Annotated in this window: 20 protein-coding genes; 9 read left to right on the forward strand and 11 right to left on the reverse strand. The window is 59.2% G+C overall.

The features are described from left to right. Positions 1-22: 22 nt before the first annotated feature. The 6 genes from SCM96_03580 to ptsP all read left to right on the forward strand — a co-directional run bounded on the left by SCM96_03580 (position 23) and on the right by ptsP (position 4,463). Positions 23-484, forward strand: coding sequence for a PTS sugar transporter subunit IIA (locus SCM96_03580; GenBank protein MDW7759702.1), 462 nt, complete (start codon positions 23-25; stop codon positions 482-484). Next, positions 481-1,023: a hypothetical protein gene (locus SCM96_03585; GenBank protein ID MDW7759703.1), complete on the forward strand. Its 543-nt coding sequence runs from the start codon at positions 481-483 to the stop codon at positions 1,021-1,023. Before SCM96_03580 ends, SCM96_03585 begins: the two co-directional genes overlap by 4 nt. Before the next feature lie 12 nt (positions 1,024-1,035). Beyond that, positions 1,036-1,911 (forward strand): RNase adapter RapZ, encoded by an 876-nt coding sequence (rapZ, locus tag SCM96_03590; GenBank protein ID MDW7759704.1) that lies wholly within the window; start codon positions 1,036-1,038, stop codon positions 1,909-1,911. Positions 1,912-1,993: 82 nt separating this feature from the next. Then, positions 1,994-2,407: a hypothetical protein gene (locus tag SCM96_03595; GenBank protein MDW7759705.1), complete on the forward strand. Its 414-nt coding sequence runs from the start codon at positions 1,994-1,996 to the stop codon at positions 2,405-2,407. Beyond that, entirely contained in the window at positions 2,404-2,673 is a 270-nt protein-coding gene (locus tag SCM96_03600) for an HPr family phosphocarrier protein (protein ID MDW7759706.1), read from the forward strand. Before SCM96_03595 ends, SCM96_03600 begins: the two co-directional genes overlap by 4 nt. Positions 2,674-2,678: 5 nt before the next feature. Further along, on the forward strand, positions 2,679-4,463 hold the full coding sequence (gene ptsP / locus SCM96_03605; protein MDW7759707.1) for a phosphoenolpyruvate--protein phosphotransferase: 1,785 nt from the start codon (positions 2,679-2,681) through the stop codon (positions 4,461-4,463). On the opposite strand, the gene ssb is transcribed toward ptsP, so the two are convergent. The 8 genes from ssb to SCM96_03645 form a co-directional block, all read right to left on the reverse strand. Further along, on the reverse strand, positions 4,460-4,915 hold the full coding sequence (gene ssb, locus SCM96_03610) for a single-stranded DNA-binding protein (GenBank protein MDW7759708.1): 456 nt from the start codon (positions 4,913-4,915) through the stop codon (positions 4,460-4,462). The two genes, ptsP and ssb, sit on opposite strands and share 4 nt — an antisense overlap. Next, the gene (locus SCM96_03615; GenBank protein ID MDW7759709.1) at positions 4,912-5,718 is read right to left on the reverse strand and encodes a tetratricopeptide repeat protein; all 807 of its coding nucleotides are present in this window, start codon (positions 5,716-5,718) and stop codon (positions 4,912-4,914) included. The genes ssb and SCM96_03615 overlap by 4 nt, the downstream gene beginning before the upstream one ends. Positions 5,719-5,721: 3 nt before the next feature. Beyond that, on the reverse strand, positions 5,722-6,264 hold the full coding sequence (gene pal, locus SCM96_03620; protein MDW7759710.1) for a peptidoglycan-associated lipoprotein Pal: 543 nt from the start codon (positions 6,262-6,264) through the stop codon (positions 5,722-5,724). A 130-nt stretch (positions 6,265-6,394) separates the two neighbouring features. Then, positions 6,395-7,684 carry a Tol-Pal system beta propeller repeat protein TolB gene (locus tag SCM96_03625; GenBank protein MDW7759711.1) on the reverse strand — a complete coding sequence of 430 codons (1,290 nt, stop codon included), beginning with the start codon at positions 7,682-7,684 and terminating at the stop codon, positions 6,395-6,397. Then, on the reverse strand, positions 7,681-8,523 hold the full coding sequence (locus SCM96_03630; protein ID MDW7759712.1) for an energy transducer TonB: 843 nt from the start codon (positions 8,521-8,523) through the stop codon (positions 7,681-7,683). The genes SCM96_03625 and SCM96_03630 overlap by 4 nt, the downstream gene beginning before the upstream one ends. Continuing rightward, entirely contained in the window at positions 8,520-8,966 is a 447-nt protein-coding gene (locus SCM96_03635; protein MDW7759713.1) for a biopolymer transporter ExbD, read from the reverse strand. The genes SCM96_03630 and SCM96_03635 overlap by 4 nt, the downstream gene beginning before the upstream one ends. After that, positions 8,956-9,618, reverse strand: a complete 663-nt coding sequence (tolQ, locus tag SCM96_03640) for a protein TolQ (GenBank protein ID MDW7759714.1) — start codon at positions 9,616-9,618, stop codon at positions 8,956-8,958. The genes SCM96_03635 and tolQ overlap by 11 nt, the downstream gene beginning before the upstream one ends. Positions 9,619-9,718: 100 nt before the next feature. Further along, on the reverse strand, positions 9,719-12,067 hold the full coding sequence (locus tag SCM96_03645) for a DEAD/DEAH box helicase (protein MDW7759715.1): 2,349 nt from the start codon (positions 12,065-12,067) through the stop codon (positions 9,719-9,721). Positions 12,068-12,136: 69 nt separating this feature from the next. Between SCM96_03645 and uvrA the strand changes: the two genes are divergently transcribed. The 3 genes from uvrA to ricT are packed head-to-tail and all read left to right on the forward strand — an operon-like array spanning position 12,137 to position 16,349. After that, complete coding sequence (gene uvrA, locus SCM96_03650) at positions 12,137-14,695, forward strand: excinuclease ABC subunit UvrA (protein MDW7759716.1); 2,559 nt, start codon at positions 12,137-12,139, stop codon at positions 14,693-14,695. Then, positions 14,683-15,663 (forward strand): DNA polymerase III subunit delta', encoded by a 981-nt coding sequence (gene holB / locus SCM96_03655; protein ID MDW7759717.1) that lies wholly within the window; start codon positions 14,683-14,685, stop codon positions 15,661-15,663. The genes uvrA and holB overlap by 13 nt, the downstream gene beginning before the upstream one ends. 2 nt (positions 15,664-15,665) lie before the next feature. Then, positions 15,666-16,349 (forward strand): regulatory iron-sulfur-containing complex subunit RicT, encoded by a 684-nt coding sequence (gene ricT, locus SCM96_03660; GenBank protein ID MDW7759718.1) that lies wholly within the window; start codon positions 15,666-15,668, stop codon positions 16,347-16,349. Here ricT and SCM96_03665 read toward each other — a convergent pair whose 3' ends face one another. The 3 genes from SCM96_03665 to SCM96_03675 all read right to left on the reverse strand — a co-directional run bounded on the left by SCM96_03665 (position 16,350) and on the right by SCM96_03675 (position 19,805). Next, positions 16,350-17,000, reverse strand: coding sequence for a zf-HC2 domain-containing protein (locus SCM96_03665; protein MDW7759719.1), 651 nt, complete (start codon positions 16,998-17,000; stop codon positions 16,350-16,352). 61 nt (positions 17,001-17,061) lie between these two features. Then, a complete protein-coding gene (locus tag SCM96_03670) occupies positions 17,062-17,553 on the reverse strand; it encodes a sigma-70 family RNA polymerase sigma factor (GenBank protein MDW7759720.1) in 492 nt (163 codons plus the stop codon). After that, on the reverse strand, positions 17,550-19,805 hold the full coding sequence (locus tag SCM96_03675) for a DNA translocase FtsK 4TM domain-containing protein (protein MDW7759721.1): 2,256 nt from the start codon (positions 19,803-19,805) through the stop codon (positions 17,550-17,552). Before SCM96_03675 ends, SCM96_03670 begins: the two co-directional genes overlap by 4 nt. Between the last annotated feature and the right edge of the window lie 82 nt (positions 19,806-19,887).

Genomic DNA, 19,887 nt, shown 5'->3' on the forward strand with positions numbered 1-19,887 from the left:
TCGCAAAACGACGGGAGGCGGTGTGAAAATCCAGTCCCTGCTCGCCGAAGACATGGTTCTTGCGGATCTCTCCGGGCGCAACCGCAACGACGTTCTGAAAGAGCTTGTCGATTTCCTAAGGAACAAGAAGAGAATCTCCAGACCCCGGGATCTTTTCGACAAACTGATCCAGAGGGAAACCCTCGGCAGCACGGCCATCGGCGAAGGCGTGGCCATCCCTCACTGCAAAATGAAAGGCCTCTCCGCACCTCTGTTCATCCTGGCTGTCTCCCGGGAGGGAGTTCCGTTCGAATCGCTGGACGGAAACCCCTCGCATGTGTTTTTTCTGGTGATCTCTCCACCCGAAAACCCCGGGTTGAGCCTGCAGATCCTCGCCGCCGTCGCTCAGCTCGTCCGCCGGACGCCCCGGCTCACCCAGAAGATCCTGAATGCACCCGGCGTCAACGGCATTCTCGACGTCATCCGTACGGAAGAAGGGTCGTGAATCCGGATCGCGACGGCCCCCGGATCAAGGTTTCCGCCGGGCTGATGAGAATCTTCGATGTCGGGATCCTGATCATCGGCGACAGCGGAATCGGAAAGAGCGAAAGCTGCGCCGAACTCATCGCCCGCGGCCACAAGTTCGTCTCCGACGATGTCGTTATTCTCAAGAAATCGCCCCGGGGGCGGCTCTTCGGAACGGCCCCCCCTCTCAGCCGGGATTTCATGGAACTGCGCGGTCTGGGCATCATCAACATCCGGGAGGTTTTCGGTCCCCAGGCCATCCGGCGGTCCTCGATGATCGATCTCATCATCCGGTTGAGAAAATGGACCCGCGGGAAGGCCTGCGAAAGACTGGGCCTCGACACCCCCGCCGATGAGGACATCCTCGGTGTCAGGATTCCCGTCTTGAACATCCCCGTGGCGCCCGGCCGCAATATCGCCACGTTGATCGAAATCGCCTGCCGGGTGCATGCCCTCAGAAAAAAAGGCTATCATGCCCCCCGGGAAATCGTTCGAAGGCTTGAAAAGGCCATGAGATAGGGAGGAAAGGCCATGCGTTCACCGAAAAAAGAAAGGCGGTTTCTGATCCTGACCGGGCTTTCGGGATCGGGAAAATCGGCCGTCAGCCGCTTTCTTGAAGACATGGGGTACTACTGCGTGGACAATCTCCCCGCCAAGCTGATTCCGAGCCTGGTCCGGCTGTGGGCCGGGAGAAAAGCCGAAATCGAAAAAATGGCGCTGGTCGTCGATATCCGCGAACCGTCCTTTCTCAAGGATTTCCCCGTCGTTCTCGAAGACATCCGCAGGAAAAAACGTGTCGACCCCTGGGTTCTTTTTTTTGAAGCCTCGGATGAGACTCTGGCCAAGCGATTCAGCGAGAGCCGCCGGCCTCACCCCATTTATCGGGCCAAATCCGTCCTGGAAGGCATCTGCCTGGAAAGAAGACGATTGGCCGGAATCAAGTCGATGTCCGACGAGATCGTGGACACCACGCACCTGTCCATCATGCAGCTCAAGAATCTGATCGCCGGCCGGATTCTGGGCCATAAAAATTCGATCCTGCGGGCCGTTCTCATCAGTTTCGGATATAAATTCGGAATTCCCCTGGATGCCGACCTCGTCTTCGACACCCGGTTTCTTCCCAACCCGTTTTATATCGATAAACTGAGGGCCAAAAACGGGCAAACGGCGCCTGTGAAGAAATTCGTCATGGAAAACCCCGAAACCCGCCTCCTTCTGGGCGCGGTCCGCGACTTCATCGAAAAGCTCCTGCCGGAATTCCGCAAGGAGGGGAAAAGCCAGCTGACCATCGCCTTCGGCTGCACGGGAGGCAAACACCGCTCCGTCGTCGTTGCCGAAGAAATGAAGAAAATCCTGAGAACTCTCGGCCTGTCGGCCGGGCTATATCACCGGGATATTTTTAAATAACCGCGTTTTCCGTTAAAATAGATCATCAGCCCGAAAGACGGGAAAAGAAACGCATGAAAAGAAGGCAAGAAAGCGACGGATCATGATCGGCGGTGTCATTGTCTCCCATGGAAAATTGGGCGAGGAGCTCTTGAACGCCCTGACCATCATTCTGGGCGAGGCGCCCAACATCGAGGCCATCTCCATCGGGTGGTACGACGATGTCGAGGAATCCAAGAAGAAAATCAATCAAAGTCTGAAACGCGTGAATCAGAAAAGCGGCGCGGTCATCTTCACGGACATGTTCGGCGGCACGCCTTCGAACCTGAGTTTCAGCTTCCTCAAGGACAATCAAGTCGAGATCATCACCGGCGTCAACCTGCCCATGCTCATCAAGTTCGTGTCCCTTCAGAGGAGCAATCATTTGAAGGACGTCGCCGGAAAAGTCGTCGAACAGGGGAAAAAGAACATCCACCTGGTGAGTGGCCTTCTGGCCGGCCAGCACAAAGGCTCATGATTGAAAAAACGGTCACCATCAAGAACAGGCTGGGCCTGCACGCCCGGGCGGCGGTCAAGTTCGTCAACCTGGCCAATCGGTTCGGCTCGAATGTCCGGATTGAAAAAGACGGACAATCCATTGAGGGCAAAAGCATCCTCGGCATCCTGACCCTGGCCGCAACCCAGGGCAGCCGGGTGCGGCTCGTTGTCTCCGGGCGCGACCAGGAGGCGGCGCTTCAGGCTCTGGTCGATCTGATCGACAACCTTTTCGACGAGAAAGAATAGCCGGCATGGAATTCATTCGACTGAAAGGCATGGGCGTCTCTCCCGGGATCGCCATGGGCGAAGCCTCCCTGTCCCGGCGTGTCGTTTTCACGTCCCGGAGGGAGCCCATCGACCCCGGCCATGTGGACGATGAGCTGACGCGGTTGGGCAAAGCCGTCGCCCGCACCCGGAAAGAACTTGTCAAGCTTCGGGAAAAAATCCAGTCCGAGGTGGGAGAGGAGCATGCCTTCATTTTCGATGCCCATCTCCTGATCCTCGAAGATCCATCCCTGATGGGAAGCCTGGAGAAAATCATCCGCGACGACGCCGTGCGCGCGGAATGGGCCCTGTCCCGCATCAACGCCAAGTATGAGGCGGTTTTCGATTCTCTGAACGACGAATATTTCCGGCAGCGAAAGGCCGACCTGTCCGACGTTCTGGCCAAAGTTTACAGAAACCTGGAAAAAATCCGGGAGAAGGAGCCGGAAACCGGCAAGCGGCGGGTTCTTGTGGCCCATGAACTCCTGCCTTCGGAAGCCGCTCTGAGCCTGAGCCGGGAGACCGTTCTGGGCGTGGCCCTGGATGTCGGAGGACCGACCTCGCACACGGCCATCCTGGCCCGCTCTCTCAACATTCCCGCCGTCGTCGGCCTCCGCAACATCACCCAGTGGGTCAAAAACGGCGATTATCTGATTGTCGACGGAACGATCGGGGAAGTCATGGTCAATCCCCCCCAGGCGGTCCGCCGGGAATATCTGAGCAAAAGGGACAAGTACGACGCCTATCGCACGGAGCTCCGAAAAACGGCCAAGCTCAAGTCCGAGACATTGGACGGCGTGTCCTTCACGCCCCTGGCCAACATCGAGCTCCCCGAGGAGGCGGCCACGGCCCTGTCGCTCGGCGCCGAGGGCATCGGGCTTTTCCGGTCGGAATTCATCTATCTTCAAAGCCTGGAGGTCCCCACGGAGGAGGACCATTTCGCCTGCTATGCCTCCATCGCGAGAACCGTCCACCCCCAGCCGGTCTTCATCCGGACGATCGATATCGGGGGGGAAAAATCCATCCCCCAGTTGAACATCGAAAAGGAGCCCAACCCCGCCTTGGGCTTGAGAGGCATCCGGTTTTCCCTGAGAAACAGAGAGATGTTCCGGCTTCAGTTGCGGGCCGTTCTCCGGGCGAGTTCCGGAAAGAATGTCCGCGTCCTGATCCCCATGGTGACGGAAATCGAGGAGCTCAACGAGGCTCGGGCGGTTTTCGAGGAAGTCAAGGACGGCCTGCGGAAAGATAAAATCAAATTCGACGAGAATATCCCCATGGGGGTGATGATCGAAGTCCCGGCCGCCGCAGCCTTGGCCGATGTCCTGATTCGGGAAGCGGATTTCCTGAGCATCGGCACGAACGATCTCATCCAGTATTATCTGGCCGTCGACCGGTCCAACGAATTTGTTTCTTATCTCTACAAATCGTTTCATCCCGCGGTCCTCCGCCTGATCCGGGACGTGATCCGGGCGGCGCGCCGGGCCGGAAAAAGCGTGACGGTTTGCGGAGAAATGGCCGCCGACCCCCTTTCCGCGATGGTGCTTCTCGGTCTGGGGTTGCGGGAATTCAGCATGAATCCGATTTTCATCCCCAAGGTCAAGAAAGCTTTGCGGTCCGTCGAAACCGGGACTCTGGAGAAGGCCTGCCGGGAGGCTCTGGATTTACGGAGTGCTCAGGAAATCGAGGAGTTCGTGATTGAAAGCGTCATGACCCGTCATCCCGACGCTTTTCTGATGAGCGGGGACAACGGCGGATCGAAAAAACGAAATTAAAACGGGATGTCGTCGTCGCCGTTTCCGTCCCGCTCGGGTTCCGGGTCGTCCATGGGAAAATCCCCCGGAGACGTGTCTTCGGCGTGATCCGGGGCGGAGGATCCTTCCCGCTTGCCGATCAGAATGATGTTGTCCGCTTCGATTTCGGTCGTGGTTCGTTTGTTGCCGTCGCGGTCCTGCCAGGATCGCGTCCGGAGCTTCCCTTCCACGCAGACCTGACGGCCCTGGTCAAGATATTTTTCGCAGAACTCGGCCTGTTTTCCCCAGACGACGATCCGATGCCACTCCGTGCGGTCCGTGCTTTCCCGGGTCGACGTGTTGTAAAACCGCTCGTTGGTGGCCATGGTGAAACGGGCCACTTGGCGGTCCCGCTGGGGCAAAACGCGAAGCTCGGGCTTTTGTCCCAGCCGGCCTATGAGGATGACCTTGTTGAGGCTGTTCAGATCTCTCATCGGTCCTCGATATCCTTGATTTTCTGCTGTGCGATTTTGCTTTCGTCCGCCATCGGGAACTTTCCGACGAGAAGTTTGAAGACGGCCAGGGACTCGTCCGTCCGTCCCATCTCGAGGAAGGCCAGACCCTTCTTCAAAAGGGCGGCGGCGGTTTTGTCGCTCTGCGGGTAGTTCAGGAGAAGCTCGTCAAAATGGGCGACGGCCTCCGCAAGCCGTCTCAGGCTGAAGAAGCATTCGCCCATCCAGTAGAGCGCGGTGTCGGCCAGCGGACTGTCCGGAAACTGATCCCTGTAAAGCCGGAATCCCTCGGCGGCGAGTTCGAAGTTTTCGTTGACATAGTCGGCGTAGGCGGCGCTGTAGACTTCGCGGGGAGAGAGACCGGATGGAGAGACCGCCACAGGGTCTCCTTCGGAGAATTTGGCCGGATCCCGGCCTTCGGCTGGTTCGCCGGGAAGCCTGACGGCCGCGAATTCGGCGAGAATCTGACCCAGACGCGCCTGCACTTGGTCGATTTTTTCATGGAGCGTCTGGTAGCGGGCCGGAAGCGTCTTCAGATCTTCCTGAAGGCCGAACTGTCCGGCCTGCCACCGTTGAAGCTGATCGCCGAGTGCCTTGACCTGCTCCCTGAGGGATTTCAGTTCGCCGGTGTTCCGGTCGAGTCGCTCCTCGATCTGCAGGATCTTCTGCTTGAGAACCTGGATGTCATCGTAAATCAGCTCGTAGGTTCTCTTGCTCTGGCCGGCGGCGGGGAGCGACGCCGCCAGAACACAGACGACCAGCGTCCCGAGGAGCCTGACCTTCACGGATTACTTTTCGATGATCGTGAACTGGGCGCGGCGGTTCTTGGCCCAGGCGGTCTCGTTGCTGGCGGGGTCCAGCGGCTGACTCTTGCCGTAGGAAATGATCTTCAACCGGTCGGCGGAAATGCCGAGAGACAGCAGATAGTCCATGGTGCTCTTGGCCCGCTTTTCGCCGAGAGCCAGGTTGTATTCCTCGGTGCCCCTCTCGTCGCAATGGCCTTCGATCAGGATCCTGGCCGTCCGGAACTTGTTCAGCCAGGCGGCGTTGGAGGCCAAAACAGGCTTGGCGTCTTCGCGGATGAAGTACCGGTCGAAGTCGAAATGAACCATGGCCAGAGGTTTTTCCCTGTTGAGCTCATCGAGCGTCTTGCGCATGTAGATTTCTTCTTCGGTCAAAACGGGTTCCTTGACTTCCGGCTCTTCCACCACTTCAACCTTGGGCTGCTCGACCACCTGAGGCGGAGGAGGAACCTGCTGGGCTTTCTTGCAGGAAACGGCGAAAGAAAAGACGAGGATACACGCGACGGTCCAAATAACCAGTTTTTTCATTGGGCCTCCTTATGAGATGAAGTGTCGCTCCACCGCCCGGGCGGACGCGCCATGTCTTCCTTGAACTTTATACATTGGTCTATGAAGGAAGTCAAGATATTTTGATACGGCCCCGAACGTCTCCGGGCCGTCAATTCGTCCAATTCGGAAGCTTGTTCGTCCCGGCGGACGTCAGGCGGCGCAGGTTGGCCCCGTCGTAGTCGATGCTGTAGATCTGAATGGTTCCGGAGAGGTTGGAGGAAAACACGAGGTGGCGTCCGTCGGGAGACCAGCTTGGCGATTCATTGATGGCGTTGCTTTCCGTGATTTTCATGATCTGATTCGTCCGGAGATTCAGGATGTAGATGTCGAAGACCCGGTCGACGCGGGAAACGTAGGCCAGCCTGTCGCCGGCCGGGGACCAGGCCGGCGAATCGTGATAATTGCCGCCGAAACTGACTCTCCGGACGTTGGCCCCTTCCGCATCCATGATGTATATCTGGGGACTTCCGACTCCGGCCCGGTCGGAGGTGAAGGCGATTTCCCGCCCGGTCGGCGACCAGGACGGGGCGGTGTCGACGGCGCTGTTGAAGGTCAGCCGCCGGATGTTGGCCCCGGAGGCGTCGGCGATATAGATTTCGGCGTTGCCGTCCATGGTGGAACAGAAGGCGATGCGCTTCCCGTCAGGAGAAAAAGCGGCGGCGTAGTTTGTCCCCCGCGTGGAGATGGGAACGGACTTGCCCTCGTAGAGGTAGAGAAGATTCAGGTCGGCGTTGTTTCTTCTGTAGGTCGTATGCGCGATGACCCTCTGATCCGGAGACCAGGCCGGCATGTAGTCCTGGCTGAGATTGAATGTGATCCGGGTCTGATTGGACCCGTCGTAGTCCATGATGTAGATCTCTTCATTTCCGTCTCGATTGGAGATGAAAGAGATCTTGGTCGTGAAAATCGGCTTCTCCCCGTAAACCTTCATGATTTCGTCGGCCATGCGGTGGGCGGCGAGGCGAAGCTGGCTTTTGTCGGCCTGATAACGTTTCCCGATGATGAAGCGTTCGCTGCGGACGTCGTAGAGTTTGGCATCGAAGACGAACGTTCCGTCCTCGCCTTCCGAGACCTCGCCGGCCAGAAGCAGGGCGGCCTGGATGGATTCCCACTCCTTGAAGTCAATCTTGTCGGGGTTCAGGGGCCGGATGTAGGCGTAGTAACTCCGGGGGAGAAGCTGGAAGATGCGGGAATATCTGAGGTTGTCATTCAAGACCTGGTGGATCTCCCGGGCCGCCTCCCTGGTTTCGGGGACGGCTGAGCGCACGGCGAACTCCGGGAGGGCGAAAGGAATGGCCGGCATGCCTTCCCGGATGGTGAGAACGACTTCCTGCTGGCCTGAAAACCCGATGGCGGCCCCGAGGCACAGCGCGGCTGAAAAAAACGTTTTCATTTTCATTTGTTATGCTCAAAGATGATATGAAAGACAAGATACTCTCCGTCATAATCGTTCGGAAGAGGCGGAAACGGGGCTGCCGTTTGAATGGCCCGGAGGGCGGAGAGATCGAGAGAGGGCAGGCCGCTTGATTCGGAGATTTTCAGGTCGGAAATGCGTCCGTTCCGGAAGATGCGGAACGTGACTTGAGCCGAAAACGATCCGGAAACCCCCGGATCGACAAGGGCGGTGAACCAGCTTGCCGAAACGCGGTCGTAGACGATTTGAACGTAGTAGGCATGAGGGAAAAAACCCGTGCCTCCGCCTCCGCCGAAACCGGGTCCGAATCCGCCTCCACCGCCGCCGCCTCCCGTGCCGTCCCCGACCCCGATCCTGAGCCCGGAGCCCGTTCCGCCCGTTCCTGCGGCGGCGGCCGCCGAGGCATCCGTCCGGTCGGCTTTGGCGTCGGGAGGAGCCTTGGAAATCACCGCCTTTTTTTCCTGGGGTTTCCGGTCCCGTGCTGGCTTTTCGACGGGATAACGGAGAGCGGTGTCCGCTTCCTGGGGCTGGATCTTTTGGGGTGTTGTCAGGTCGCGCAGAGTTTCCTTTTTGGCCGGCGGCAGGGGTTGCGGCTCATCGGCGGCGCGAACGCTCGGTCCGCCGCCTCCTCCGCCGGGTCCTCCGGCGCCGCCCCCACCCGGCAGACCGGCGCTCATGCTGACATAGTGAATCATGCCTTTGCGGGCCGGCTTGGGGAGCGATGGGGATGTCACCATCACGATGAAGAGAGCGGCATGGAGAACGGCGGAAATGATGACGGCGCGTTTGAAGGCCCGATCGCCTCCCATGGTCGTCACCGTCATCGCCGGCGTTTCTTTTCCTCGGGCGGGTCGGTCACCAGGCCGATAACCTCCACGCCCGCCTTTTTGGCGATGTCCAGGATATTGACGATGAATCCGTAGGGGAGGCCTTCGTCGCCCTTGATATAAACGACTTTCTTTTCCTGTCCGTAGAAGTGTTCGAGCAGGCGTCCTTCCAGAAGGTTGATGTTGATGATGGAATCGCCGACATAAATGTGCATGTCCTTGGTCACGGTCAGAGTCAGGCCGTCCTCGGCCGGTGCCGATTCGGTCTCCGCCCGGGGGAGGTCGACGCCGATGCCCGTCTGCATCATGGGGGCCGTGACCATGAAAATGATGAGCAGAACCAGCATGATATCGACCAGGGGAATGACATTGATTTCGGCCAGGGAGGTCCCCGGATGGCGACCGCGGCCGGATCTCGGAGCGTCCAGTCTAATTCCCAAGGAGCCTCTCCGCGATGGCCTGGAATTCAAGGGAGAAGTCTTCCATCTCCGTGATGGTTTCCTTGATGCGGGCCAGGAAATGGTTGTAGGCGATGACGGCCGGAATGGCGGCGAACAGGCCCAGGGCGGTGGCCACCAGGGCTTCGGCGATGCCCGGAGCCACGGTGACAAGGCTGGCCGATCTCTGGATGCCGATCATCTGGAATGCGTCCATGATCCCCCAGACGGTGCCGAGGAGTCCGATGAAGGGCGTGACGCTGGCCGTCGTGGCCAAAAAGGGCATGAGGCGTTCCATCCGGCTGATTTCGATGTTTGTCGCTTTGAGCAGAGCCCGCGACAGTCCGTCCATGCGGTTGTTGTTGGCCGCGCCGGGAGGCGAAGCCCTCCGGATATAGGCGAGTTCCTTGGATCCGGCCTGAAACAGGGCCGTCAGCGGGCTGGAGCCGTATTTTCTGGCCGCATCACCGACATCGGCGAGGTTTTTGCTGTTGCGGAAGACCGTGACGAAACGCCGGGACTGAGCCGCGGAAAGACGCAGGGCCTTGCGCTTGAAAATGATGATCGCCCAGGAAAATATGGAAAAAAACAGGAGAATAAGAAGGATGCCCTGGACGACGATGGAGGCGTGGAGGACGAGTTTAAAAACGTTCATGGCAATCAATTATTAAATAACATAGGGGTTCCAGCCTGTCAATTGAACCCTCGGCTCGCTGAGCGCCGAGGTTATGCGGAAAAAGCGTCATGGAGGGGGGTCAGCGGAGGATGTGCCGGAGCATATCCCGCGCCGCCTCCTTGGCCCGTCGGCCGCTTTCGCTGGGCGGCCCGACGCAGGAGGGGCAGCCGTCGCGGCAGGGGCAGGCCTCGATCGTCTTCAGGGCATGGTCCATGAGGCGCGTTTCCAGGTAGTAAAGAGCGGGGCTGAGGCCGATCCCGCCGGGATAGTTGTCATAGAGGAAAATGTTCGGTTCGAAGGATGTTTCGTCAAATTGCGGCCCTTCGGCGACGGCTTTCGGCCGAGTCCGGACATCGCGGGGAGGCAGAGGTCTTCCGGTCGTATTGTCGCTGATCGACACGCCGAGGTCATGAACGTCGCACATCAGGAAGAGCGGAGCGATGTGATGGAGGATATAGGACAAGCCGAAGAGGCCGTTGATTTTCTCCTCGGAGTCGTAGGACAGCGATTGAAGGAGAACGGCGGGCAGCGTCAGCCACCAGGCCGTGGTGTGCATCTCGTTTTCCGGAAGCTGGAGGTCCCCGGCGCCGACGTTTTCCATGGTGTGGAACTTGATCTTCTTGAACCCGACCACCTGGACGGCCACATGGACCTCTCCATGGTGGGCCCGGCAGCGGTCGAGGTCGCGCGTGTCGAAGACGTCGAGAACCTTGATCTTGGTATAGTCGATGGCGTCCGTGTAGTAGTCGATGTCGGTTTTTTTGACGTAGGCTCTGCGCTGTTCGAAATCCAGGGATTCGACGAAATACTGCTCGCCTTCACAGATGTAGATGGCCTTGGGATGGAGTGTCGTCAGCGCCGAGGAAAAGTCGACTTCGGCGATGACCCGGGATTTGCCCGTGGTGTCCACGACGACGAAGTTGTCGGAGCTGATGCTGCGGAGACTCACGGTGTCGGCGGGATAGGATTCCGAGGTCCAGAACCATTTGTCTCCGGAATGGTGAACGAGATGTTCTTCCTCGAGAAGTTTCAGGATATCCCCGATTTCGACGGTGCCGAAGGTCTCTCCGTCCTCGAAGGGAAGTTCAAACACGGCGCACTCGACATGACTGGCCAGGATGGACAGGTTATCGGGATTGATGAGGGCTTTTTCCGGCGACCCGCCGAAGAAATACTCCGGGTTGTTGACGATGAACTGGTCGAGGGGTGCGCTTGAGGCGACAAGAACGGCCGCCGAACTTCCGGTCTTCCGGCCCGCCCGCCCGGCTCTCTGCCAGGTGCTGGCGATCGTCCCCGGATAGCCGGCCATGACGGCCGCGTCGAGCGTTCCGATGTCGATGCCGAGTTCCAGGGCGTTTGTGGAGACGACGCCGAGGATGTCGCCTTCGCGCAACCCCTTTTCGACCTCCCGCCTTTTGATGGGCAGGTAGCCGCCGCGATAGCCGCGGATGAGACCCTCCTGGCCGACTTTCGAGGCGATGTCGCCCTTGAGATAAGTGACAAGAACCTCGGTTATCAACCGGCTGGGGGCGAAGACGATCGTCTGCAGATTGTTGTTCAGGAAAATCGAGGCCACGCGCCGGGTCTCGTTGACGTAGGATTTTCGGATGCCCAGGGCGGCATTGACGACGGGAGGCGTGTAGAAGATGAAGAATTTTTCGCCCCGGGGCGCTCCGTTGTCGTCGATCAGGGCGACGGGAGCTTCGATCATGCGCTCGGCCATCTCGACGGGGTTGGCGATGGTCGCCGTGCACAGGATGAAGACGGGATCGCTGCCGTAGAAGCGGGCGATCCGCCGCAGCCGCCTCAGAACATTGGCCAGGTGGCTGCCGAAGACGCCCCGGTAATTGTGGAGTTCGTCGATGACGACGTACTTCAGGTTTTCGAACAGCTTGATCCACTTCGTGTGGTGGGGCAGGATTCCGGCGTGAAGCATATCCGGGTTGGTGAGGATGATGTGGCCGCGGGCCCGGATGGCTTTGCGCGCATCCTGGGGCGTGTCGCCGTCGTAGGTGAAGATCCGGATCTCTTCGGGAAGCGACCGGGTGACCTCGTCGAGTTCGGCCCGCTGGTCGTTGGCCAGGGCTTTTGTCGGGAAAAGGTAGAGCGCCCGCGTCGAGGTGTCCTTGAGGATGGCGTCGAGAACGGGGAGGTTGTAACAGAGGGTTTTTCCCGAGGCCGTGGGAGTGACGACGACCGTATTCCGGCGGTCTCCGACTGCCTCCCAGGCTGCATGCTGGTGGGAATAGAGTTCGGTGAAGCCCCGGGCCTTCAGAACGTCGGTCAGGGCGGAATGGACATCCGGCGGATAGGGGCGGTAACGGCCCTCCCGGGCCGGGATGTGGCGGACGTCGCGCAGCGAATCCGTCCGGAGGGCCAGGTCGCTCAGATCGGCCAGGGATTTTCGAATTTTTTCGGCGCTGCTCATGGGCGTCGGGACGCCGCTTATCGTATAGAAAACCGCGCCGCCGGTCAAATCGCCGGAGAGGCGGGGCCCGTGCTACAATATCCCGTCATGCTTGAAGAGATCCGCGTCAAACGGGCGGCCCAGCACAACCTGAAGGGCATCGATGTCGGTCTGCCCCGCAACAAACTCGTCGTCGTCACCGGCCCGAGCGGTTCGGGCAAGTCCTCCCTGGCCTTCGACACCCTGTTCGCCGAAGGGCAGCGGCGATACATCGAATGCCTGTCGGCCTACGCCCGGCAATTCGTCGAGCAGATGGAGAAACCCGACGTGGAGTCGGTCGAGGGCATTTCGCCGGCCGTTTCCATCGACCAGAAAACAATCTCCGCCAACCCCCGGTCGACCGTGGGAACGGTGACCGAGATCAGCGATTTCCTGCGGCTGCTGTTCGCCCGGGCCGGCGCGCCCCACTGCCCGCGCTGCGGCCGGGAGGTTCGATCCCAGTCCCGGGAACAGATTCTCATCCGGGTCGGCGAGGATTTCGCGGAGCGCCGCGTCAAGCTTCTGGCCCCTCTGGTCCGGGGGCGCAAAGGCGAATACCAGAGGCTGTTCGAGAGGATGAGGAAAAAGGGATATCTCCGGGTCCGGGTCGACGGCGCCTTGACGGAACTCGATGACGACATTCCTCTGGATAAAACCCGCAAACACACCATAGATGTTTTGGTCGATGACCTTGTCCTGAACGATGCCTCCGGCGATCGGACGGCGGAATCCGTGGCCAAAGCCCTGGAACTTTCGGGAGGCGATCTCCTTCTCATCGACGAGGAGGGGCAAGACCATCTCTATTCCGGAAAATTTCTCTGCCCCGACTGCGCCGTCAACCTGCCCGAGCTCGAACCCCGCAGTTTTTCGTTCAACAGTCCCTACGGGGCCTGCCGGGTTTGTAACGGTTTGGGATTTGCCGCGGAAGTCGACGAATGGGGTGAGACCGTGCTCAAGGAGGAGGCCTGTGCGGCCTGCCGCGGCGCCCGGCTGCGTCCGGAAAGCCTGGCCGTCAAGGTCGGCGGTCTGTCCATTCATGAAATCGGCGAACTCCCACTCGACGGGCTGGCCGAAAAAATTCCGGAGTTTGTTTTTCTCACCGGGATTCGCCCTGTGGCCGATAAAATCCTCAAGGAGATCTCCGGACGTCTGGCCGTTTTGAAAGAACTCGGAATGGGGTATCTTCAATTGAACCGCACGGCCGTCTCCCTTTCCGGCGGGGAAGCCCAGCGTCTGCGTCTGGCCGCCCAGGTGGGGGCCCGGCTGCGGGGTGTGCTCTATGTCCTCGACGAGCCGACCATCGGCCTTCACCAGAGAGACAACGGCCGTCTGATTGCGCTTTTGAAAAGCCTGCGTGACGAGGGCAACTCCGTCATCGTTGTCGAGCACGACGAGCAGACCATCCGGGCCGCCGACCATATTCTCGACCTCGGCCCCGGTGCGGGCGAAGCCGGGGGATACAAGGTGGCCGAAGGACCGATCGAGACGCTCCTGTCCGATCCGGCCTCGCTCACGGCCCTCTATCTCCGCGGTGAAAAGAGCGTCGCCGTCCCGTCCGAAAGGCGGAAGCCTGCGCATTGCCTGACCATCCTGAGCCCCCGGGAACACAACCTGAAGGGCATGGACGTCGACATTCCCCTGGGCGTCATGACCGCCGTGACCGGGGTCTCCGGTTCGGGGAAAAGCACGCTCGTTCATGATGTGCTCTTCAAGAGCCTGATGAACGTCTTGCATGATTCGGGATTCAAGGCCGGCGCCCATCAGGGGATTCGGGGCGTGGACAAGATCGATAAAGTCGTGGCCGTCGACCAGAAACCCATCGGCCGGACCCCGCGTTCGAATCCGGCCACCTATACTGGGGTGTTCACGATCCTTCGGGAGGTCTTCTCCCGAACGGCCGAGGCCCGGGCGAGAGGTTACGGCGCGGGACGGTTCAGTTTCAATGTGGCCGGCGGCCGCTGCGAGGAATGCCGAGGGGCGGGGGTCAAGAAAATCGCCATGCACTTCCTGCCTGATGTTTTCGTCACCTGCGATCGATGTGCGGGAAAGCGGTACAATCGGGAAACCCTGGCCGTCTTCTACAGGGACAAGACAATCGCCGATTTTTTGGACATGACGGTGGATGAAGCCGTTGAGGAGCTCCGGGCGCATCCCCTGTTGAAGAGGAAACTGGCTGTTCTGAAGGAGGTCGGTCTGGGCTATCTCCGGCTGGGACAGCCTGCGCCGACGCTGTCCGGCGGCGAGGCGCAGAGGATCAAGCTCAGCCGCGAGCTGGGACGGAAAGCCACGGGACGGACGCTTTATATTCTGGATGAACCGACGACCGGACTTCATTTCGACGATGTCTCCCGGCTTCTGGCGGTCCTGCGCGAACTGGTCGCTCTGGGCAACACGGTGGTCGTTATTGAACACAACCTTGATGTCGTCAAGGCAAGCGACTATATTATTGACTTGGGCCCGGAGGGCGGCGAGGCCGGCGGCCGGATCGTCGCCCGGGGCACGCCGGAAGAGGTCGCCGAAGTCGAGTCGTCCCACACCGGGCGATTCCTGAAGGCGGTTCTCGAGCGGTCCGGTCGCGAAGGAGAACAAGGAAAGCCATGGCATTTTTAGATATTCCGGGGCATGGCCGGATCAAGAACATCCTGAAGCGGGCGCTTGCCAAGGGCCGCCTGCCTCATGCCCTGATCTTCTCCGGTCCCGAGGACTTGGGGAAAAAGGCTACGGCCCTGGTTCTGGCCCAAGCCCTGAACTGCCTGGAGCTTTCGGACGACGCCTGCGGGCGATGCGCCAACTGCCGGGCCATAAAAAACGGCCGATTTCCGGATGTTCTGGAAATCGAGCCGGTGACCTCCAGCATAAGCATCAACGCCATTCGGGACATGAAGCAAAGAGCCTATCTCCGGCCAATGTCCGGAAGAAACAAGGTTTTCATCATCGATGATGCGGACAAGCTGGGTGAGGCCGCGGCGCACTCCGTCCTTAAGGTTCTTGAAGAGCCGCCTGTCGGGACCTACCTCATTCTCGTGACCCCGAATCCCCATCTTCTTCTGACCACCATCGCCTCCCGATGTCAGGTGCTCGAATTCACCGGTCTTGCCGAAGAGGAAATCGCCGGGATCCTGATCGAGGAAGGTCATCCTGAGGAGCAGGCGAGAATCCTGGCTCTTCTGGCCCAGGGAAGCCTGTTCCGGGCTCGGGACATGGATTGGGAGGAGATCGGTGAAGAGAGACGACGGACCTGGGAGCTTTTTTCCGCCGTCCTGCTGTGGGATCGTCCGTCCCGCTTTCTGACGCTTTTCAGCCGTTATCCCAACTGGCGCCTGGAGGATGCGCTCCGGCGAACCCTGGGCTTTTTCGTCTGTTTCTGCCGGGACTGTCTGCTTGTCGTCTCGCAGGGGAATCTCCGGATGCTCATGAACCCGGATTTTGAAAAACCGATCGTCGAGGCTTCCACGGCGGCCGGGCGGCGCCGGGTCCTCGAGGTTCTGGACAGGCTCGAAAGCCTGCTTCAGGACCTGCCCAAAAACCTCAATCGAAAACTCCTGGTGAACGCGCTGTTCGCCGGATTGGAGATATGACCATGTCCGACATCATCCTGCTGTTGTCCCGGAGTACCGGGAAAATCGTCCGGGCCCGGAAGGGCGAACTCGACCTGAAAAGAGGCGATCTCTGCATTGTGGAATCGGATTACGGCGGCGATCTGGCCGCCGTCGTCGATGATGCCAGCCCGGTCTGCCGGAATCCCAAGGCGGGCCACGAAGCCGTCCCGGTGATCCGCAAGGCCACGGACGACGACATCGGAAAATTCGAATGGCTCTGGGAAAGGGAAAAGCGGGCCTTCGAGCTCTGCCAGGACAGGATCCGTTTCCGCCGTCTGGCCATGAAGCTTGTGGCCGTGAGATATTTTTTCAACGAGAAAAAGGGTGTCTTTTTCTATACCGCCGACGGGCGCATCGATTTTCGTCAGCTTGTCAAGGATCTGGCCAAAGAATTGAGGATGCGGATCGAAATGCGCCAGGTCGGCGTCCGCGATGAGGCCCGGATGATGGGAGGGCTGGGGGTCTGCGGACGGTCGCTGTGTTGTTTTTCCTTTATCCGGAACTTCGAACCCGTGACCATTCAGAAAGCCCGCCGCCAACAGATTGCCATCAATCCGACCAAGATCTCCGGTCTCTGCGGACGTCTGATGTGCTGTCTCGGATTCGAGGATCAGACCCGGGGCAGGATTTTCACGCCTGAGGACAACGCCGCTCCCGAGGACTGATCAGTCCGGCCGGGCCACCGTGAATCGGACGCGGCTCGAAACGGCGATGAGCGTCCCCTCCGCGGTGAAGGCCTTGATCTGCCAGGAATAGCTCTCCCCGGCTTTCATCTTGGCCCGGATTTCGGGCGGAAGAACAACCCGGTTCTCCCGCGTTGTTGTTTTCCAAAGGACGGTGTGATTGGAAAGGGTGAGGTCGTAGAGCGTGTTTTCTCCGACGACCCGCCATTCGAAAAAGGCCGGGATGCCCCCGACATCGATGACGGGCGAAATCAGAGTTACGGCTTTTCCCCGGACGGCGGTGTCGTCCTCCAGAAGAAAAACCGGCGAATCCGACGGCCGGGTCAAAAGCAAGGCGAGCACCGCCAGGCTGACACAGGCGGTCAGGCCGGCCAGAGCCCATTCCCGGGGTTTGAAGGAGGCCAGCCAGAGGCGCATTCCGAAAAACGGGCGGGTTTTTTCCGGGACGCCTTCCGGTTCGGTCAGAAGAGAGGGATTTGTCTTGATGACATGGAGGATTTCTTCACGATCGGAAGTCCGGGCGAAACACGACGGGCAATTGAAAAGATGTTCTTGAAATGCCTCGCGCTCCGCTTCCTCCAGCTTTTCAAGGAGATAATCGTCGATTTTTTCTTCGAAGTGACATTTTCTCATCAGCCTCACCTTTTGGTTACTCATCCGTTTAGTCGGAGATCCTGAGAAAAAGTGAAAAAAATCACCGCTTGACGCTCTTTTTTATCAATTTGACGGCATAATGCGCCTGTTCACTGACTTTTTTCGGCGAAACTCCCAGCCGGGCGGCCACGTCCTCCCGGGAAAGACCCTGGTAGTAATACAACTGGAGGATCTTTTTAAAGCGGGGCTTCAGTCCTTTGACGGCTTCGGCGATGTGGGCTTCCCTTTCCTGAAGCTCATAGGATTTGCCGGGATCGGCGGGAAGACTCGGTTCGGGAGCATGCTGCAGGACGCGCTGTTTCCATCGGATGTAATCGATGATCCGCCGGCTGGTGATGGTATAGAGGAAAGTCCCGATCGTGGATTCACCCCGAAACTCCCCCTTGCGAACCTTTTCCACAGCCTGCATGAGCACGGAGTTGGCGATATCCTCGCAGTCCGGATTGTCCCGACCCAGGGCTTTTCGGATGCGGAAATAGATGACGGGCCGATAGGAGGCGGCCATGGCGTCAAGGTCGACGGACTTTTTCATGAGTCCTTCCCGGTCTGTCTCCGCCCCCGGAGATATTCCTTGGGGTCGACGAGAATCTCCCGCGGCTTGCTGCCGTCGGCGGGGCCGACAATGCCGTCGTTCTCCATCTGGTCTATGATCCGGGCCGCCCGGGCATAGCCGAGTTTCATTTTGCGCTGAAGGTTGGAGGCGGAGGCCTGTCCGGTGAGCAGCACCAATTCGACGGCCTTGTCGAACAGGGGGTCCTTTTCGCCGTCGTCATCCCAGACGAAATCGTCGGGACCCTTGATGACCTGAAGAATCCTCTCGTCGAAAACGGGTGCTCCCTGATCCTTGACATGCTTGACCAGCCGGCGGACCTCGGGGATCGAGATATACGAGCAGTGAAGTCTGAGCAGACGGGGAAAGTTGGGCGGAAGAAAAAGCATGTCGCCATTGCCCAGGAGCTTTTCGGCGCCCACGGTGTCGATGATGACACGGGAGTCGATTTTTGTCGGCACACGGAATCCGATCCGGCTTGTGAAGTTGTTCTTGATCGTTCCGGTGATGACGTCGATGGACGGTCGCTGCGTGGCCATGACCAGATGGATGCCGACAGCCCGCGCCAATTGGGCCAGGCGGGCGATCGAGGCTTCGACCTCCTGGGCTCCGACCATCATGAGTTCGGCCAGTTCGTCGATGATGACGACAAGGAAAGGCAGCGGCTGAAGCTTCTGCCGGTCCTCGTCGGACAGTTTGCTTTTTTTGTCCGCCAGAATGTCGGAAACGGTCTGGTTGTACTGTTCGATATTCCGGACCTTCATCGCCCCCAGTTTCCGGAGCCGGTCCTCCATTTTCTTGACGATGTCGATGAGGATGATGCCGGCCTTTTTCGCGTCGTTGACGACGGGGGCCAGGAGATGGGGAATCCCTTCGTAGAGCGAAAATTCCAGCCGCTTCGGATCGATCAGGATGAGCTTGACTTCATCCGGAGTAGCCTTGTAAAGGATGCTGGCGATCAGGGTGTTCAGAGCCACGCTTTTTCCCGTTCCCGTGGCTCCGGCGATCAGCAGATGGGGCATGACCGACAGGTCGGTGAGATAAACTTCGCCGTGGACGGTTTTCCCCAGAGCGATGGTCAGTTTGGAGGGCGCATCCATAAATTTTCGGGATTGAAGAATGTCCCGGAGCCGGATGTCTTCTCTTTTATTGTTGGGGATCTCGATGCCCAGGGAGGATTTGCCCGGGATTCTCTGGATGCGGACGGATTCCGCTTCGAGCGCCAGTGACAATTCTTCGGTCAGGTTGGCCACCTGGCTGACCTTGATGCCGGCGGCGGGAAAAAATTCGTAGGTGGTGATGACCGGTCCGGGATGATACTCGCGGACTTCCCCGGCGACTCCGAACTCGCCGAGTTTTTCCTCGATGCGCTGTTTCTTTTCCGAGAGTTCCCGGGTGTCGACCTTTTCGGCCGGCTTGCCCAGGTCGAGAAGACTGAAAGGGGGAAAATGATAATCGCCGCGCTTGCCGAGGTCGGGAAACAGCATGTTGTCTTCGACGGACTTGGCGGGAAGGGACATCTTCTTTTCGGCCTTTTTTGTCTCCTTGCGGAGCGGGGCGGGAGGGGGTGTTTGTTTTTGCGGCGCGGCGTATTTTTCCTGAACCTTCCGTCGCATTTTCTCTTTTTTCCGGCTGTTGCCGTACCGGGTGACTTTGATGCGGACATCCTGAAAAGCCGAATGGAACAGGCCTTGAAGTCTCTCGGCGGTTTGGCCCGGAGACCACCGGGTGGACAGGAGCACAAAGAAGATGAGGGCCGCCGAGAGGACCGCCCAGGAGCCGAGGGTGTTGAGATAATGCTTGAGAAATTCGGCGGCGAATTTTCCGAAAAGTCCTCCGGCGTAAAATTCTCCGCCGCCCCAATGGAAGCGATCCACAGCCAGGACGAGCAACGGCGAAAGAATGGCGATCAGGAGAATCGCCCGCCCCGCGGCGCCGGGCAGGCGTTTTCTTTTCCCGGGGAACAGTGCGGTGACGCCCAGATAGCCCAGGGACAAGGGAAGGAGCAGGGCGGCCGCGCCGAGTCCGATAAGCACCGGCTCGGCGAAGTGAGATCCGATGCGTCCGGCAACATTTTCGGTTCCGGCCCCGGCGGGTTTTTTCCCCCAGGACGGATCTCCGGAATGATAGCTCAGGATGCTGATGAGGGAGAAAACGGCCGCAAAGACCAGCAGGACGGCCGCAATTTCCACGCTGCGACCCCTCTCTTCGGCCGATTTTTTTGATCGCGCCATGCCGGAATTATAACATATCGGCCCCGATTTTTATCATTGCCCCCGAGGCGGATCGGGCTAGCCTGGATTATTCATAAAAACG

It is taken from the genome of Acidobacteriota bacterium (assembly GCA_033549365.1).
In the GTDB taxonomy this organism is placed as follows: Bacteria; Acidobacteriota; Aminicenantia; order Aminicenantales; family Saccharicenantaceae; genus JAWSUF01.

Bases quoted from the DNA above. Each gene is read 5' to 3' on its own strand.
- SCM96_03645 (MDW7759715.1), bottom strand. From the start codon at position 12,067: ATGAGCAGCGCCGAAAAAATTCGAAAATCCCTGGCCGATCTGAGCGAC.
- ptsP (MDW7759707.1), top strand. From the start codon at position 2,679: ATGGAATTCATTCGACTGAAAGGCATGGGCGTCTCTCCCGGGATCGCC.
- SCM96_03600 (MDW7759706.1), top strand. From the start codon at position 2,404: ATGATTGAAAAAACGGTCACCATCAAGAACAGGCTGGGCCTGCACGCC.
- SCM96_03595 (MDW7759705.1), top strand. From the start codon at position 1,994: ATGATCGGCGGTGTCATTGTCTCCCATGGAAAATTGGGCGAGGAGCTC.
- SCM96_03675 (MDW7759721.1), bottom strand. From the start codon at position 19,805: ATGGCGCGATCAAAAAAATCGGCCGAAGAGAGGGGTCGCAGCGTGGAA.
- ricT (MDW7759718.1), top strand. From the start codon at position 15,666: ATGTCCGACATCATCCTGCTGTTGTCCCGGAGTACCGGGAAAATCGTC.
- SCM96_03665 (MDW7759719.1), bottom strand. From the start codon at position 17,000: ATGAGAAAATGTCACTTCGAAGAAAAAATCGACGATTATCTCCTTGAA.
- holB (MDW7759717.1), top strand. From the start codon at position 14,683: ATGGCATTTTTAGATATTCCGGGGCATGGCCGGATCAAGAACATCCTG.
- ssb (MDW7759708.1), bottom strand. From the start codon at position 4,915: ATGAGAGATCTGAACAGCCTCAACAAGGTCATCCTCATAGGCCGGCTG.
- rapZ (MDW7759704.1), top strand. From the start codon at position 1,036: ATGCGTTCACCGAAAAAAGAAAGGCGGTTTCTGATCCTGACCGGGCTT.
- SCM96_03670 (MDW7759720.1), bottom strand. From the start codon at position 17,553: ATGAAAAAGTCCGTCGACCTTGACGCCATGGCCGCCTCCTATCGGCCC.
- SCM96_03630 (MDW7759712.1), bottom strand. From the start codon at position 8,523: ATGACGGTGACGACCATGGGAGGCGATCGGGCCTTCAAACGCGCCGTC.
- SCM96_03625 (MDW7759711.1), bottom strand. From the start codon at position 7,684: ATGAAAATGAAAACGTTTTTTTCAGCCGCGCTGTGCCTCGGGGCCGCC.
- pal (MDW7759710.1), bottom strand. From the start codon at position 6,264: ATGAAAAAACTGGTTATTTGGACCGTCGCGTGTATCCTCGTCTTTTCT.
- tolQ (MDW7759714.1), bottom strand. From the start codon at position 9,618: ATGAACGTTTTTAAACTCGTCCTCCACGCCTCCATCGTCGTCCAGGGC.